General features: G+C 64.8%; 21 protein-coding genes and 1 tRNA gene. 1 reads left to right on the plus strand and 21 read right to left on the minus strand.

Features of this window, described 5'->3' with window-relative positions; translation table 11 throughout:
• Nucleotides 1-9: 9 nt before the first annotated feature.
• A tRNA-Arg gene (locus OXR08_RS07880) sits at nt 10-86 on the plus strand.
• Nucleotides 87-136: 50 nt separating this feature from the next.
• Here OXR08_RS07880 and guaA read toward each other — a convergent pair.
• The 21 genes from guaA to rplN all read right to left on the minus strand — a co-directional run bounded on the left by guaA (nt 137) and on the right by rplN (nt 12,922).
• On the minus strand, nt 137-1,690 hold the full coding sequence (gene guaA, locus OXR08_RS07885; protein ID WP_112381129.1) for a glutamine-hydrolyzing GMP synthase: 1,554 nt from the start codon (nt 1,688-1,690) through the stop codon (nt 137-139).
• Nucleotides 1,691-1,722: 32 nt separating this feature from the next.
• Nucleotides 1,723-2,121 carry a hypothetical protein gene (locus OXR08_RS07890; protein WP_267349207.1) on the minus strand — a complete coding sequence of 133 codons (399 nt, stop codon included), beginning with the start codon at nt 2,119-2,121 and terminating at the stop codon, nt 1,723-1,725.
• Nucleotides 2,118-2,327 (minus strand): hypothetical protein, encoded by a 210-nt coding sequence (locus OXR08_RS07895; RefSeq protein WP_267349209.1) that lies wholly within the window; start codon nt 2,325-2,327, stop codon nt 2,118-2,120. The genes OXR08_RS07890 and OXR08_RS07895 overlap by 4 nt, the downstream gene beginning before the upstream one ends.
• 135 nt (nt 2,328-2,462) lie before the next feature.
• Nucleotides 2,463-2,885, minus strand: a complete 423-nt coding sequence (gene rplQ, locus OXR08_RS07900; protein WP_267349211.1) for a 50S ribosomal protein L17 — start codon at nt 2,883-2,885, stop codon at nt 2,463-2,465.
• 240 nt (nt 2,886-3,125) lie between these two features.
• The gene (locus tag OXR08_RS07905) at nt 3,126-4,190 is read right to left on the minus strand and encodes a DNA-directed RNA polymerase subunit alpha (RefSeq protein WP_112381131.1); all 1,065 of its coding nucleotides are present in this window, start codon (nt 4,188-4,190) and stop codon (nt 3,126-3,128) included.
• 86 nt (nt 4,191-4,276) lie between these two features.
• The gene (rpsK, locus tag OXR08_RS07910; protein WP_112381132.1) at nt 4,277-4,666 is read right to left on the minus strand and encodes a 30S ribosomal protein S11; all 390 of its coding nucleotides are present in this window, start codon (nt 4,664-4,666) and stop codon (nt 4,277-4,279) included.
• 102 nt (nt 4,667-4,768) lie between these two features.
• Nucleotides 4,769-5,137 (minus strand): 30S ribosomal protein S13, encoded by a 369-nt coding sequence (rpsM, locus tag OXR08_RS07915; protein WP_112381133.1) that lies wholly within the window; start codon nt 5,135-5,137, stop codon nt 4,769-4,771.
• A gap of 158 nt (nt 5,138-5,295) precedes the next feature.
• Nucleotides 5,296-5,529 carry a hypothetical protein gene (locus OXR08_RS07920; protein ID WP_149680919.1) on the minus strand — a complete coding sequence of 78 codons (234 nt, stop codon included), beginning with the start codon at nt 5,527-5,529 and terminating at the stop codon, nt 5,296-5,298.
• A gap of 7 nt (nt 5,530-5,536) precedes the next feature.
• On the minus strand, nt 5,537-5,941 hold the full coding sequence (locus tag OXR08_RS07925) for an STAS/SEC14 domain-containing protein (protein ID WP_267349216.1): 405 nt from the start codon (nt 5,939-5,941) through the stop codon (nt 5,537-5,539).
• Between the two features lie 225 nt (nt 5,942-6,166).
• Entirely contained in the window at nt 6,167-6,817 is a 651-nt protein-coding gene (locus tag OXR08_RS07930; protein WP_267349218.1) for an adenylate kinase, read from the minus strand.
• Nucleotides 6,818-6,856: 39 nt separating this feature from the next.
• A complete protein-coding gene (gene secY, locus OXR08_RS07935; protein WP_112381137.1) occupies nt 6,857-8,221 on the minus strand; it encodes a preprotein translocase subunit SecY in 1,365 nt (454 codons plus the stop codon).
• Between the two features lie 170 nt (nt 8,222-8,391).
• Complete coding sequence (rplO, locus tag OXR08_RS07940) at nt 8,392-8,916, minus strand: 50S ribosomal protein L15 (RefSeq protein ID WP_112381734.1); 525 nt, start codon at nt 8,914-8,916, stop codon at nt 8,392-8,394.
• A 112-nt stretch (nt 8,917-9,028) separates the two neighbouring features.
• On the minus strand, nt 9,029-9,205 hold the full coding sequence (rpmD, locus tag OXR08_RS07945; RefSeq protein ID WP_112381138.1) for a 50S ribosomal protein L30: 177 nt from the start codon (nt 9,203-9,205) through the stop codon (nt 9,029-9,031).
• A 6-nt stretch (nt 9,206-9,211) separates the two neighbouring features.
• Nucleotides 9,212-10,000, minus strand: coding sequence for a 30S ribosomal protein S5 (gene rpsE, locus OXR08_RS07950; RefSeq protein WP_112381139.1), 789 nt, complete (start codon nt 9,998-10,000; stop codon nt 9,212-9,214).
• Nucleotides 10,001-10,002: 2 nt separating this feature from the next.
• On the minus strand, nt 10,003-10,359 hold the full coding sequence (gene rplR, locus OXR08_RS07955; RefSeq protein WP_112381140.1) for a 50S ribosomal protein L18: 357 nt from the start codon (nt 10,357-10,359) through the stop codon (nt 10,003-10,005).
• Nucleotides 10,359-10,892: a 50S ribosomal protein L6 gene (gene rplF / locus OXR08_RS07960; protein ID WP_112381141.1), complete on the minus strand. Its 534-nt coding sequence runs from the start codon at nt 10,890-10,892 to the stop codon at nt 10,359-10,361. Before rplF ends, rplR begins: the two co-directional genes overlap by 1 nt.
• Nucleotides 10,892-11,287 carry a 30S ribosomal protein S8 gene (gene rpsH / locus OXR08_RS07965; protein ID WP_112381142.1) on the minus strand — a complete coding sequence of 132 codons (396 nt, stop codon included), beginning with the start codon at nt 11,285-11,287 and terminating at the stop codon, nt 10,892-10,894. The genes rplF and rpsH overlap by 1 nt, the downstream gene beginning before the upstream one ends.
• A gap of 10 nt (nt 11,288-11,297) precedes the next feature.
• Entirely contained in the window at nt 11,298-11,603 is a 306-nt protein-coding gene (rpsN, locus tag OXR08_RS07970; protein WP_112381143.1) for a 30S ribosomal protein S14, read from the minus strand.
• A gap of 59 nt (nt 11,604-11,662) precedes the next feature.
• On the minus strand, nt 11,663-12,244 hold the full coding sequence (gene rplE, locus OXR08_RS07975; RefSeq protein ID WP_267349227.1) for a 50S ribosomal protein L5: 582 nt from the start codon (nt 12,242-12,244) through the stop codon (nt 11,663-11,665).
• Complete coding sequence (rplX, locus tag OXR08_RS07980) at nt 12,237-12,554, minus strand: 50S ribosomal protein L24 (RefSeq protein WP_112381145.1); 318 nt, start codon at nt 12,552-12,554, stop codon at nt 12,237-12,239. Before rplX ends, rplE begins: the two co-directional genes overlap by 8 nt.
• Nucleotides 12,554-12,922 carry a 50S ribosomal protein L14 gene (gene rplN / locus OXR08_RS07985; RefSeq protein WP_022687056.1) on the minus strand — a complete coding sequence of 123 codons (369 nt, stop codon included), beginning with the start codon at nt 12,920-12,922 and terminating at the stop codon, nt 12,554-12,556. Before rplN ends, rplX begins: the two co-directional genes overlap by 1 nt.
• Nucleotides 12,923-12,939 lie beyond the last annotated feature (17 nt).

A 12,939-nucleotide genomic window follows, 5' to 3' on the forward strand; every position in this document is an offset into this window, starting at 1 on the left:
CATGTCCGCGCGTCCGTAGCTCAGTTGGATAGAGCAAGGAGCTTCTACCTCCTCGGTCGGGGGTTCGAATCCCTCCGGGCGCGCCACCTTTCCCAAATGAAAAACGGCGGCACCAGGGCCGCCGCATCTCAGAGGATCATTCCCACTCGATCGTCCCCGGGGGCTTGGACGTATAGTCGTAGGTCACCCGGTTGATGCCGCGCACCTCGTTGATGATGCGCGTCGCGATCCGCGGCAAAAAGTCGCCGGGAAAGTCGAACGCCTGCGCGGTCATGCCGTCGACCGATGTCACCGCGCGCAGCGCCAGCACATGGTCGTAGGTGCGACTGTCGCCCATCACCCCCACCGTTCGTACCGGCAGCAGCACCGCAAACGCCTGCCAGATCGCATCGTACAGGCCGGCGCGGCGGATTTCCTCCAGATAGATCGCATCCGCCTTGCGCAGGATGTCGCAGCGTTCCTTGCTGACCTCGCCAGGGATGCGGATCGCCAGCCCGGGTCCGGGAAACGGATGCCGCCCGACAAATGCCTCGGGCAGGCCGAGTTCGCGGCCCAGCACGCGCACCTCGTCCTTGAACAACTCGCGCAGCGGCTCGACCAGCTTCATGTTCATGCGATCCGGCAGACCGCCGACATTGTGATGACTCTTGATCGTCACCGACGGTCCGCCGGTGAAGCTGACGCTCTCGATCACGTCCGGATACAGCGTACCCTGCGCCAGGAACTCGGCCCCACCGATCTTCTTGGCCTCGGCCTCGAACACGTCGATGAAGGTCTTGCCGATGAACTTCCGCTTGGCTTCCGGATCGGTCACCCCGGCCAGGCCGGTCATGAACAGCTCCTCGGCATCCACATGGACGAGCGGGATGTTGTAATGACCGCGGAACAGGCCGACGACCTCTTCCGCCTCGCCCGAGCGCATCAGCCCGTGGTCGACGAACACACAGGTCAGCTGGTCGCCGATCGCCTCGTGGATCAGCACCGCCGCCACCGCCGAATCGACACCGCCGGACAGGCCGCAGATCACCCGCCCCGTGCCGACCTGCTTGCGAATGTCCGCGATCTTGGCCTCGCGGAATTCGGCCATCGTCCAGTCGCCCGACAGGCCGACCACATGCCGCGCGAAATTGGCGATCAGCTTGCCGCCATCGGGGGTATGCACCACTTCCGGGTGGAACTGCATCGCATAGATGCGCCGCGCATCGTCGGCGATGATCGCAAACGGCGCGCCCGGGCTGGTGGCGACGACACGGAAGCCGGGCGCCAGCGCCGTCACCTTGTCGCCATGGCTCATCCATACCTGATGACGATCGCCCAGGTCCCACAGGCCATCGAACAGCGCACAAGGCTCGTCGATCGTCACATAGGCTTCGCCGAATTCGCCGCTGTCGCCCTTCTCGACCTTGCCGCCCAGTTGCTCGGTCAGCGCCTGCTGGCCGTAGCAGATGCCCAGCATCGGCAGGCCGCTGTCGAGGATCGCCTGCGGAATGCGCGGGCTGTTCTCGTCGGGCACCGAGGCAGGCCCGCCGGACAGGATGATGCCGGCGGGCCGGATGCGCGCAAAGCCTTCGGCGGCGGATTGAAAGGGAACGATCTCGGAATAGACCCCCGCCTCGCGCACGCGGCGCGCGATGAGCTGGGTGACCTGGCTGCCGAAATCGACGATGAGGATGCTGTCGGGGTGCTCCATGGCGGTCCGATAGCGACGTCGGACGCGAAATGCTACCGTGCCGGTGGCCGTTGCGGATCATCGATCACGACGCTGCGTACCGCCTGCGACTCGACCGTACAGCGAAAGCCGCGCAGATCCCCGGCATCGCGGTAGCTGGCACGCACCAGCACGTCGCCACGGATCGCATAGCCGTCGCCATGCGGCTCGACCGTCTGGATCTGCCCCACCTGCGCCAAGGGCGAAACTTGCCGCGCTTCGCCTTCCACCGAACCGGCACAGGCCTGCACCGCGGCGTCGGCATCCGTGTCCACCCGCATCGGCGGCGTGGCGGCCTCGGGGATCATTGCCGCGCCGTCCCCGTTCTGCGCGACCAGCTCTTCGGTAACATCGCTCCCGCGCGTCTTGCCGCGTAACGCGAGGATACCCACCGCCAGCAGCGCGCCGATCACGATGCCGCCGGTGCGCGCCTCGCGCCTTTCCTGGCGGCGACGCTCTCGCAGGATGTGCCGGTCGGCAGGGGGCAGGCGCGGCCCGGCGCGGACATGCCGGTATCAGTAGCGGCCTTGCCGGGGGGAGGAACGGCCTCCTGCATGGCGGCCGCGCCCGTCACGCTCCATGCCCCCAAAGCTACCCCCAGCGCGGCCTTGCGCATCACCCGTCTCCCGTCAGGTTCGATCGCGCCATGTTGGTCCGGTCGTGCTTTCGACACGATGAACCGCCCGCGAAACGAAAACGGCCGCCCCGGTGAGGGGGCGGCCGTTCGATCGGTTTGGACGATGTCCCGACGGGCTCAGGCGGCCTCGTCGAAATCCTCTTCGGTCTGCACCGGACCCGAATCCTGGCCCTTGGCGGACACGTCACGGTCGACGAACTCGATGATCGCCATCGGTGCCGCGTCCGACGCCCGGATACCGGCCTTGATGATGCGGGTATAACCGCCGGCGCGATCGGCGTAGCGGGTCGCCAGCACGTCGAACAGCTTCACGAGTTGCACGTCGTCCAGCAGACGGGCATGCGCCAGACGGCGGTTGGACAGGCCACCCTTCTTGCCCAGCGTCACCAGCTTCTCGACATAGGGGCGAAGCTCCTTCGCCTTGGCGAGCGTGGTGGTGATCTGCTCGTGCTTGATCAGCGCGGCCGACATGTTGCGGAACAGGGCCGTACGATGAGCCGAGGTACGCTGCAGCTTACGACCGCCTACGCGATGACGCATGTTCAATTCCTTTGTTCGTTAAGGGGCCGTCTTACGGAAAACCCCAGACCCGGTGACACTTGAGGCGGCCACCCTTTGCCTGTCTTGATCCTCCCCGTCCGCGATGGACGGAGGAAACCGGTTTGACCGGCTAAGTCGCCGCGGCGAGCCCGCGTCGTGACATCGAACGGGTCGGCTCGTCGCCAACCCGCCGGCCGGGCCTGCCGCGTCTCCGGTGCAGCAACGCTGCACCGGTGTGCGTCAGCCCATGATCTCCTGTTCCAGCTTCTTGGCCATTTCCTCGATGTTCTCGGGCGGCCAGCCGGGGATTTCCATGCCAAGGCGCAGGCCCATGGACGACAGCACTTCCTTGATCTCGTTCAGGGACTTGCGGCCGAAGTTCGGGGTACGCAGCATCTCGGCTTCGGTCTTGCCGACCAGATCGCCGATATAGATGATGTTGTCGTTCTTCAGGCAGTTCGCCGAACGGACCGACAGCTCCAACTCGTCCACCTTCTTGAGGAGGTAGCGGTTGATCTGCTGCGTGTCGCTCTGCGGCTCCGCCCCTGCGACCGGCACGGCGGCCTGGCCGACGGGCGCAGCACGCGTGACCGAGGAGTCGTCGAAGTGGACGAACAGCGCAAGCTGGTCCTGAAGGATGCGGCCGGCATAGGCCACCGCGTCTTCCGGGGTCACCGTGCCATCGGTTTCGATCGTCAGCGTCAGCTTGTCATAGTCGAGGTCCTGCCCGACGCGGGTCGGGTCGACCTTGTACGACACCTGGCGCACCGGCGAGTAGAGCGCATCGACCGGGATCAGGCCGATCGGCGCATCCGCAGGGCGATTGGCGTTTGCCGGAACATAGCCCTTACCGATGTCGGCGGTCAGCTCCATGTTGAGCGTGGCGCCTTCGTCGAGATGGCAGATCACCAGGTCCTTGTTCATGACCTCGATGTCGCCCGACACTGCGATGTCGCCTGCCTTCACCTCGGCCGGACCGGTGGCGGAAAGCTGGAGCCGCTTCGGGCCTTCGCCCTGCATGCGGATCGCAATCTGCTTCACGTTCAGCACGATGTCGGTCACGTCCTCACGGACACCCGCGAGGCTCGAGAACTCGTGCAGCACGTTCTCGATCTTGATGGAGGTGACCGCCGCGCCCTGGAGCGACGACAGGAGCACGCGACGCAGCGCATTGCCGAGCGTCAGGCCGAAGCCACGCTCCAGCGGTTCGGCGACGAACGTCGCCTTGCGCTTGCCATCGCCGCCCTTCTTTTCGAGCGCGTTGGGCTTCTTCAGTTCCTGCCAGTTCTTTGCATTGACAGACACGGGGTTCCCCTGCGTTGGGGGCCGGAACGGGGACGGTTCCAGCCAAGAAAAAGCACGGCCGGCTCGTCAGCCGGCCATGTGGGCCATCAGACGCGACGGCGCTTGGACGGACGGACGCCGTTGTGCGGGATCGAGGTCACGTCGCGGATCGAGGTGATCTGGAAACCGACCGCCTGCAGCGCGCGCAGCGCCGACTCGCGGCCCGAACCCGGACCCTTGACCTCGACTTCGAGGGTGCGGACACCGTGCTCGGCAGCCTTCTTGCCGGCATCCTCGGCGGCGACCTGGGCGGCATACGGGGTCGACTTGCGCGAACCCTTGAAGCCCATCATGCCGGCCGACGACCATGCAATGGCATTGCCCTGCGCGTCGGTGATCGTGATCATGGTGTTGTTGAAGCTGGCGTTCACGTGCGCGACGCCGGCGGTAATGTTCTTGCGCTCGCGACGGCGAAGACGCTGCGGTGCTTGTGCCATTGATGAAATCCTGACCTTGTCTCGTGGTACGGTGGCCGGGAGGCTATCCGCCTCGTACCGGCCTCCGGCGGAGAAGAATGAAAACAGTCCCCGGGACTGTTCTTACTTCTTCTTGCCCGCGATCGGCTTAGCCTTGCCCTTGCGGGTGCGCGCGTTGGTGTGCGTGCGCTGGCCGCGGACCGGCAGGCCCTTGCGGTGGCGCAGGCCGCGATAGCAGGCCAGGTCCATCAGGCGCTTGATGTTCATCGCGGTTTCGCGACGAAGATCACCCTCGACAGTGTGGTCGGCGTCGATCGTCTCACGGATCTGCAGGACTTCCTGGTCCGACAGGTCCTGGACGCGGCGGTCGGCCGCGATGTTCAGCTTGGCCGTGATTTCCTTGGCCTTGGCCGGACCGATGCCGTGGATGTAGGTCAGCGCGATCACCACGCGCTTGTTGGTCGGGATATTGACACCCGCGATACGTGCCATGGAATATATTCTCCTAGCTCCACGGGGCATGGCATGGCAGCGCACACCCCATCTCGACGCGTTGGCTCCACCACGCACGATCGCGACGCACGCGCAAAGCGGCGCCGAAACCATGGTACAGTGGAAGGACGGTCAGTTAGGCGCCTCGCAACACTCTGTCAAGCGAGAGGTTCCCGCATTCGTCGCAGACGCAGCCATCGCTGGAACGAAACCGCCGCCCAGAACAGCTCGACCACGCCGAATGGCCATGCGCCTTGCAGAAAACCGTAGGCCGACCCGGCGAGGCATCCCAGAACGAAGCCGAGGGTCCACCAGTGCGCCCCGCTTTCCATCGCATAGCAGATCAGGGTGAACGAAACGGCGACCAGGCCGAACAGGGACAGGGTATCCATCCCTCGCCTATAGAGTGCCTGCCACGCCTGACGATATGCCTGGCGAAGTCCGGGCGCCATCGCCTGCCAAAAGCCACTCGAGCGCAGGCTCCGCTGTATCGAACACCTGCAAATAGGGCTGGGTCATCAGCCGGCGGACCTGCATGCGGGTGATGGCGCTCGGCGTCACGATCGCGATGGCGCTGGCACGGGGAAAGCCGCGAAGCTGCTCATGGATCACCGACGCGCCGACTTGGGATTGCACCGGGCTGGCCGTCATGTCCATGCGCAGGAGATAGCCCGGCTTGAAGCGTTCCGCGGCGAAGCGTTGAAGCACCTCGCGGGCATAATCGGCGGCGCTGTCGCGTGTGAACTGTCCCATCCAGGCGATATCCAACAAATTGATATCGTGGCGGAAGGTGATGGTGTGCATCCCTCCCTTCTGGTCAACGCCGGTTGCCAAACCGCTAATGGGGGGCATGGAGACAGGATCGCGTGCGCCCGCACCTCATCGGCAAGCGAAAGGCCGACGGAAGACCCCTTCCGCCGGCCCCGGCGGCGCCCCCGGGAGTTCGGGCGCCGATGCATCCCCTATACGCTGCCGCGAACCATTTGATCCTGACAGGCACATGAACTTTACGTCATGTTGCGACGTCGGTCAGTTGCCGTCGAGGATCGCACTCACCGCCCGACCGACCTCTGCCATGTCCGCCATGCCGTCGACACGCCGCACCAGCCCGCGTGCTTCGTAGATCGGCAGGATCGGCGCGGTCTTGGCACGATATTCGGCCATTCGCGTGCGCACCGTTTCGGCATTGTCGTCGGGGCGGCGCTTGAACTCGGTTGCGCCGCAGACATCGCACACGCCCGCGACCGCGGTCGGCTTGAAGCTGTCGTGATATCCGGTGCCGCAATTGGCGCATGTGAAGCGGCCGGTGATCCGCTCGACCAGCGCATCCTCGTCCACCTCAAGCTCGATCACATAGTCGAGCGCACGTCCGCGCTCGTCGAGCAGCAGGTCCAGCGCCTCTGCCTGCGCCGCGGTCCGCGGATATCCGTCGAAGATCGCCCCGCCCGTGGCGTCCGCCTCGTCCAGCCGCTCGCCGATCAGCGCGGAGACGATCGCATCCGACACCAGTTCGCCCGCATCCATGACCGCCTTGGCCTGCAGACCGACCGGCGTACCGGCCTTTACCGCGGCCCGCAGCATGTCCCCCGTCGACAACTGCACCATGCCCCGCTCCGCAACCAACCGCTGCGCCTGCGTCCCCTTGCCCGCCCCCGGCGGCCCCAACAGGATGATGTTCACGCGCGTCTTCCCCTTCCGATTATGCTGGCCGACGCCGCCTCAGCGGAGACGCCCGCCCTTCAGCTTCGCCTTCTTGATCAGATCGCCATATTGATGCGCCAGCAAGTGGCTCTGGATCTGCGTCACGGTATCCATCGTCACGTTGACCACGATCAGCAGGCTCGTGCCGCCCAGATAGAACGGAATCTGCAACGCGGAGACGAGATATTCTGGCAACAGGCAGATGATCGTCAGATAGGCCGCGCCGATCACGGTAATCCGGGTGAGCACGTAATCCAGATAGGTCTCGGTGTTTTTGCCCGGACGGATGCCGGGAATGAACCCACCGTAGCGCTTCAGATTGTCCGCGGTTTCTTCCGGATTGAACACGACCGCGGTGTAGAAGAACGAGAAGAAGATGATACCGGCGCCGTATAGCAGCATGTAAACGGGCGAGCCGTGCTGCAGATACTGGTTCAGGCTGATGATGAAATCGCCCCAGGCACTCTCACCCGCCACGCGCTGCCCCGCAAATTGCGAGATGGTCAGCGGCATCAGCAGCAGCGACGACGCGAAGATCGGAGGGATCACGCCCGCGGTATTCAGCTTCAGCGGCAGGTGGCTGCGGTCGGCCTGCATGCCGCGCTGCGTCGCGCGCTTGGGATATTGGATCAGGATGCGACGCTGTGCCCGTTCCATGAAGCAGATGAACAGGATCAGCACGATCACCGCCACGATGATACCGATCAGGCGCAGCGGATCGATGCTGCCCGAGCGGCCACCCTCCAGCAGATTGATCAGCGTGGTCGGAAGATGGGCGACGATGCCGGCCATGATGATCAGCGACACGCCGTTGCCGATGCCGCGGCTGGTGATCTGCTCACCCAGCCACATCAGGAACATCGTACCACCGATCAGCGACACGACCGCAGCGATGCGGAAGGTGAAGCCCGGTTCGATCACCGCCTGCACACCGGAATTGGCGCCCAGCGCCTCCAGACCGACAGCGATGAAATAGCCCTGGATCGCCGTCAGTAACACGGTGCCGTAACGTGTATACTGGTTCAGCTTCTTGCGACCGCTCTCACCTTCCTTCTTGATCGCGGCAAGCTGCGGGCTGAGCGAGGTCGCGAGCTGCACCACGATCGAGGCGGTGATGTACGGCATCACGCCCAGCGCGATCAGCGACATGCGGCTCAGCGAACCGCCGGAGAAGGTGTTGAAGAAATCGAGCACGCCACCGCTGGTGCGCTGGCTGAGGATGCCCAGCGCGGTCGGGTCGACGCCCGGGAGCGGAACATAGCTGAGCAGGCGGAAGACGATCAGCACGCCGATCGTGAACCACAGCCGCTTCTTGAGGTCGGTGGCCTTGGCGAATTTCGCCAGGCTGATGCTTTGCGCCATCTGGTCGGCTGCGGATGCCATAAGCTGCGTTTATCCTGGAAACGAAAAGCGGCGGGATGCGTTTTGACCCGCCCCGCCGCTCATATAGGCAGCCGAGCCGCCTTGTCTAATGGTTGCCGGCCAAAGCGCGACAACCCGGATGCGACGGCCCGACACTGAATGCCCCGGCGTGGCACCGGGGCAACAGCGCCTTACTTGGCCTTGCGGGCAGCCTTGACGGTGCCCTTCTTGGCGGCCGCCTTCTCGGCGGCAGGCACCACCTTGATAACTTCCACCGCGCCGCCGGCCTTTTCGACCGCTTCGCGGGCGCTGCCCGATACGCCCGCGACCAGGAAGGACAGCTTCGTGGTCAGCTCACCCTTGGCGAGCAGACGGACGCCGTCCTTGCCACCGCGGGCAAGGTTTGCCGCCTTGAGCGCAGCATGGTCGATGGTGCCGTTGGCATCCAGCTTGCCGGCATCCACCGCCTTCTGGATCGCACCCAGGTTCACCTCGGCATAATCCTTGGCGAAGATGTTGTTGAAGCCACGCTTCGGCAGACGCATGTGGAGCGGCATCTGACCGCCCTCGAAGCCCGCGATGGACACGCCCTCACGGCTCTTCTGCCCCTTCTGGCCGCGGCCGGCGGTCTTGCCCTTGCCCGATCCGATGCCGCGACCGACGCGGATCTTGGACTTGCGGGCACCTGCGTTGTCGGAAAGTTGGTTCAGCTTCATGATATGCACTCGCTTTCGCTTTTTGCGCGCTGTTCCCACGTCGGGAACGGATAAAAGGAAGGGGGCCGCTTAGCCCCCTTCCCCGTGTTTGTCACCGGTGAAGTGAAAGGGCTCAGCCCTGCACTTCCACCATGTGCTGCACCTTACGGATCATTCCGCGGACTTCGGGGCTGTCTTCCAGCTCCGACACCCGGTGCATCTTGTTGAGGCCCAGACCAATCAGCGTCGCGCGCTGATCCTTGGTCCGGCGGATCGGCGAACCGGTCTGCTTGATCTTGATGGTAGCCATGTCGGATTACTCCGTGACGGCCGCGGCATCAGCCTCGGCGGTCTGCGACCCACCGCGGCCGAGCAGGTCGGCGATCTTCTTGCCACGACGCTGCGCCACCGACTTCGGGCTGGTCTGTTCGCCAAGCGCCTCAAAGGTAGCACGGATCATGTTGTACGGGTTGGACGTGCCGACCGACTTGGTCACCACATCGGCGACGCCCAGGCTCTCGAAGATGGCGCGCATCGGGCCACCCGCGATGATGCCCGTGCCCTGCGGCGCGGAACGCACGGTCACACGACCCGCACCGAAATGGCCGTTGCCATCATGGTGCAGCGTACGGCCATCCTTCAGCGGAACACGGATCATGGCCTTCTTGGCCGCCGCGGTCGCCTTGGAGATGGCTTCCGGCACTTCGCGCGCCTTGCCGTGACCGAAGCCCGTGCGACCCTTGCCGTCGCCCACGACGACCAGTGCCGCAAAGCCGAAGCGCTTGCCGCCCTTCACGGTCTTCGAGACGCGGTTGATGTGGACGAGCTTCTCGATCAGCTCCTCGCCCTGGTCCTCGGCGCCGCGACGATCGTCACGACGGCCGCGGTTGCCGTCACGGCCGCCACGACCACGATCGCCACCGCCCGGACCACCACGGCCACGGCCACCGCCGCCACCGCGCGGGCCACGACCGCCCTGGCCGCCGAAGCCGCCCTGGCCACCGGCGTTGTAGCCGCCGGCGTTCTGGCCGCCATTCTGCGGTGCGTCCTGCGAACCGCCCTCGGCGCCCGCCGCAACCTGCGGCTGGTTGTTCTCGTCAGCCATTCTTAGAACTCCAATCCGGCTTCACGCGCGGCCTCGGCCAGTGCCTTGACGCGGCCATGGAAGAGGAAGCCGCCACGATCGAAGACGACCTGCGTCACGCCGGCAGCCTTGGCTGCTTCCGCGACGCGCTTGCCGACCTCGGTTGCCGCTGCAACGTTGGCGCCCGACGTATCGCGCGCGCCCTTCTCCAGCGTGGAGGCCGATGCGACGGTACGACCCGCCTCGTCGTCGATCACCTGCGCATAGATGTGCTTGCCCGAACGGTGCACCGACAGGCGTGGACGACCGCCCGAGCGCGCCTTGAGCGCGGTACGGTTGCGCCGACGGCGCTTCTCGAAAAGAGAGAGACCCTTGGTCATTACTTCTTCTTCCCTTCCTTGCGGAAGATGAACTCGCCGTCGTACTTGATGCCCTTGCCCTTGTACGGCTCCGGCTTGCGCCAGCGGCGGATCTCGGCGGCCAGCTGGCCGACCTTCTGCTTGTCCGCACCGCTAATCTCGACGGTGGTGTTGTCGGGCGTCTTCACCTCCAGGCCTTCCGGCACGTCGATGTTGACGTCGTGGCTGTAGCCGAGCTGCAGCTTCAGGGTCTTGCCCTGTGCCGCGGCACGGTAGCCGACGCCCGTGATCAGCAGCTTCTTCGAGAAGCCGGTGGTCACGCCGGTCACCAGGTTCTGCACCAGCGTACGCTGCATGCCCCAGAAGGCGCGAGCGCGCTTGGTGTCGTTCGCCGGCTGCACCGAGATGCCGTCCTGCTGGACGTCATAGGTGATCTCGTCGGCGAGCGGGAGCGTCAGGGTGCCCTTGGGCCCCTTCACGCTGAGGGTGCGGCCCTCGATGTTCGCCGTCACGCCGGCCGGAACCGGGACGGACTTCTTACCGATGCGGCTCATCAGAACACCTCCGCCAGCACTTCGCCACCGGCATTCTGCTCGCGCGCCTCGGCGTCGGACAGAACGCCACGCGGCGTCGACACGATGGTGATGCCCAAGCCGTTGCGAACGCGCGGAAGCTCCTGCGCGCCCGAATAGATACGGCGGCCGGGCTTCGAGACGCGCGCGATATGCTTGATCGCGGGCTGGCCCTCGAAATACTTCAGCTCGATGCGGATGCCGGCCGCGGGGCCCATCTGCTCTTCGCTGTAGCCACGGATATAGCCTTCGCGCTGCAAAACGTCGAGCACGCGGACGCGCAGCTTCGACGCCGGCGAGAGGACGGAGTCCTTCTTCGCACGCTGGCCGTTGCGGATGCGGGTGAGCAGGTCACCCAGGGGATCGGTCACTGCCATCTCTAGGTCCTTACCAGCTCGACTTGGTGACGCCGGGGATCATGCCCTTGTTGGCGAGATCACGCAGCATGACGCGAGCGAGACGGAACTTGCGGTAATATGCACGCGGGCGACCGGTGATCTCGCAACGGTTGCGGATGCGGGTCGGATTGCCGTTGCGGGGGATCTCGGCCATCTTCAGGCGCGCGATCAGGCGCTCGGTTTCGTCGAGACTGGTGTCGTTCGCGACGGCCTTCAGCTTCGCGTACTTGCCCGCATACTTCTTGACGAGGGCGCGGCGCCGCTCGTTCTTGTTGACTGAACTCAGTTTCGCCATGGACTTAAGCTCTTCTCTCTACTGATCCCCTCCCGCCCGAAGGCAGGAGGGGTTTGGGATTATGCCGCCTGCTTTTCCTCGGCGGTCTCTTCCTGCGGGAACGGGAAGCCGAACAGACGGAGCAGCTCGCGCGCCTCGTCGTCGGTCTTCGCCGTCGTCGTCACGATCACATCCATGCCGCGCACCTTGTCGATGCGGTCATAGTTGATTTCCGGGAACACGATCTGCTCCTTGATGCCGCAGGCATAGTTGCCGCGGCCATCGAAGCTCTTCGGGTTCAGGCCGCGGAAGTCGCGGACGCGGGGCAGCGCGATCGTGATGAAGCGGTCCAGGAACTCGTACATGCGCTCGCGACGCAGCGTCACCTTGACGCCGATCGGCATGCCTTCACGCAGCTTGAACTGCGCGATCGACTTCTTCGCCTTGGTGATGACCGGCTTCTGACCGGCGATCAGCTCCATCTCGGACGCGGCCTGATCGACGCGCTTCTTGTCCTGCGTCGCCTCGCCAACGCCCATGTTCAGCACGATCTTGTCGAGCCGCGGGATCTCGTTGACGTTCTTGTAGCCGAACTTCTCGACCATGGCGGCGACGATGCGATCCTCGTAGATCGCCTTCATCCGGGGCTTGTAATCAGCCATCGATCTTGTCTCCGGTCTTGACGGCCACGCGGACCTTCTTGCCATCCTGCGTTTCGAAGCGAACGCGGGTCGGCTTGCCGTCGGCGGTCACATGCGCGACCTTCGAGATGTGAAGCGGGGCTTCGATGCGCTCCAGGCCACCCTGCGGGTTTGCCTGGCTGGGCTTGCGGTGGCGGGTCGCGACGTTGACGCCCTCGACCACGACCTTGGCGTCCTTGGGCATCGAGACGGTCACGGTGCCGGTCTTGCCCTTGTCCTTGCCGGACAGGACGATCACGCGGTCGCCCTTCTTGATCTTTGCGGCGGCCATTACAGAACCTCCGGAGCCAGCGAGATGATCTTCATGTGCTTCTTGCCACGAAGTTCACGCACGACCGGGCCAAAGATACGGGTGCCGATCGGCTCCTCGTTCTTGTTGACCAGAACCGCGGCGTTGCCGTCGAAACGGATCACCGAACCGTCTGCACGGCGGATGTCCTTGGCGGTGCGCACGATGACCGCACGATGCACGTCGCCCTTCTTCACGCGGCCACGCGGCTGCGCTTCCTTGACGCTGACGACGATGATGTCGCCCACGCCTGCAGTACGGCGCTTGGAACCGCCAAGCACCTTGATGCACTGTACCCGCTTCGCGCCGCTGTTGTCAGCGACGTCGAGATTGGATTGCATCTGGATCATGGATCCTGCTTCCTTCT

Origin of the sequence: Sphingomonas sp. GM_Shp_2, from assembly GCF_026540875.1 — a bacterium.
GTDB classification, from domain to species: domain Bacteria; phylum Pseudomonadota; class Alphaproteobacteria; order Sphingomonadales; family Sphingomonadaceae; genus Sphingomonas; species Sphingomonas carotinifaciens.

Excerpts from the sequence above, each read along its gene's own strand:
- guaA (WP_112381129.1), bottom strand. The coding sequence starts at position 1,690 with ATGGAGCACCCCGACAGCATCCTCATCGTCGATTTCGGCAGCCAGGTC.
- rplQ (WP_267349211.1), bottom strand. The coding sequence starts at position 2,885 with ATGCGTCATCGCGTAGGCGGTCGTAAGCTGCAGCGTACCTCGGCTCAT.
- rpsK (WP_112381132.1), bottom strand. The coding sequence starts at position 4,666 with ATGGCACAAGCACCGCAGCGTCTTCGCCGTCGCGAGCGCAAGAACATT.
- rpsM (WP_112381133.1), bottom strand. The coding sequence starts at position 5,137 with ATGGCACGTATCGCGGGTGTCAATATCCCGACCAACAAGCGCGTGGTG.
- OXR08_RS07920 (WP_149680919.1), bottom strand. The coding sequence starts at position 5,529 with ATGGATACCCTGTCCCTGTTCGGCCTGGTCGCCGTTTCGTTCACCCTG.
- OXR08_RS07925 (WP_267349216.1), bottom strand. The coding sequence starts at position 5,941 with ATGCACACCATCACCTTCCGCCACGATATCAATTTGTTGGATATCGCC.
- secY (WP_112381137.1), bottom strand. The coding sequence starts at position 8,221 with ATGGCATCCGCAGCCGACCAGATGGCGCAAAGCATCAGCCTGGCGAAA.
- rplO (WP_112381734.1), bottom strand. The coding sequence starts at position 8,916 with ATGAAGCTGAACCAACTTTCCGACAACGCAGGTGCCCGCAAGTCCAAG.
- rpmD (WP_112381138.1), bottom strand. The coding sequence starts at position 9,205 with ATGGCTACCATCAAGATCAAGCAGACCGGTTCGCCGATCCGCCGGACC.
- rpsE (WP_112381139.1), bottom strand. The coding sequence starts at position 10,000 with ATGGCTGACGAGAACAACCAGCCGCAGGTTGCGGCGGGCGCCGAGGGC.
- rplR (WP_112381140.1), bottom strand. The coding sequence starts at position 10,359 with ATGACCAAGGGTCTCTCTCTTTTCGAGAAGCGCCGTCGGCGCAACCGT.
- rplF (WP_112381141.1), bottom strand. The coding sequence starts at position 10,892 with ATGAGCCGCATCGGTAAGAAGTCCGTCCCGGTTCCGGCCGGCGTGACG.
- rpsH (WP_112381142.1), bottom strand. The coding sequence starts at position 11,287 with ATGGCAGTGACCGATCCCCTGGGTGACCTGCTCACCCGCATCCGCAAC.
- rpsN (WP_112381143.1), bottom strand. The coding sequence starts at position 11,603 with ATGGCGAAACTGAGTTCAGTCAACAAGAACGAGCGGCGCCGCGCCCTC.
- rplE (WP_267349227.1), bottom strand. The coding sequence starts at position 12,244 with ATGGCTGATTACAAGCCCCGGATGAAGGCGATCTACGAGGATCGCATC.
- rplX (WP_112381145.1), bottom strand. The coding sequence starts at position 12,554 with ATGGCCGCCGCAAAGATCAAGAAGGGCGACCGCGTGATCGTCCTGTCC.
- rplN (WP_022687056.1), bottom strand. The coding sequence starts at position 12,922 with ATGATCCAGATGCAATCCAATCTCGACGTCGCTGACAACAGCGGCGCG.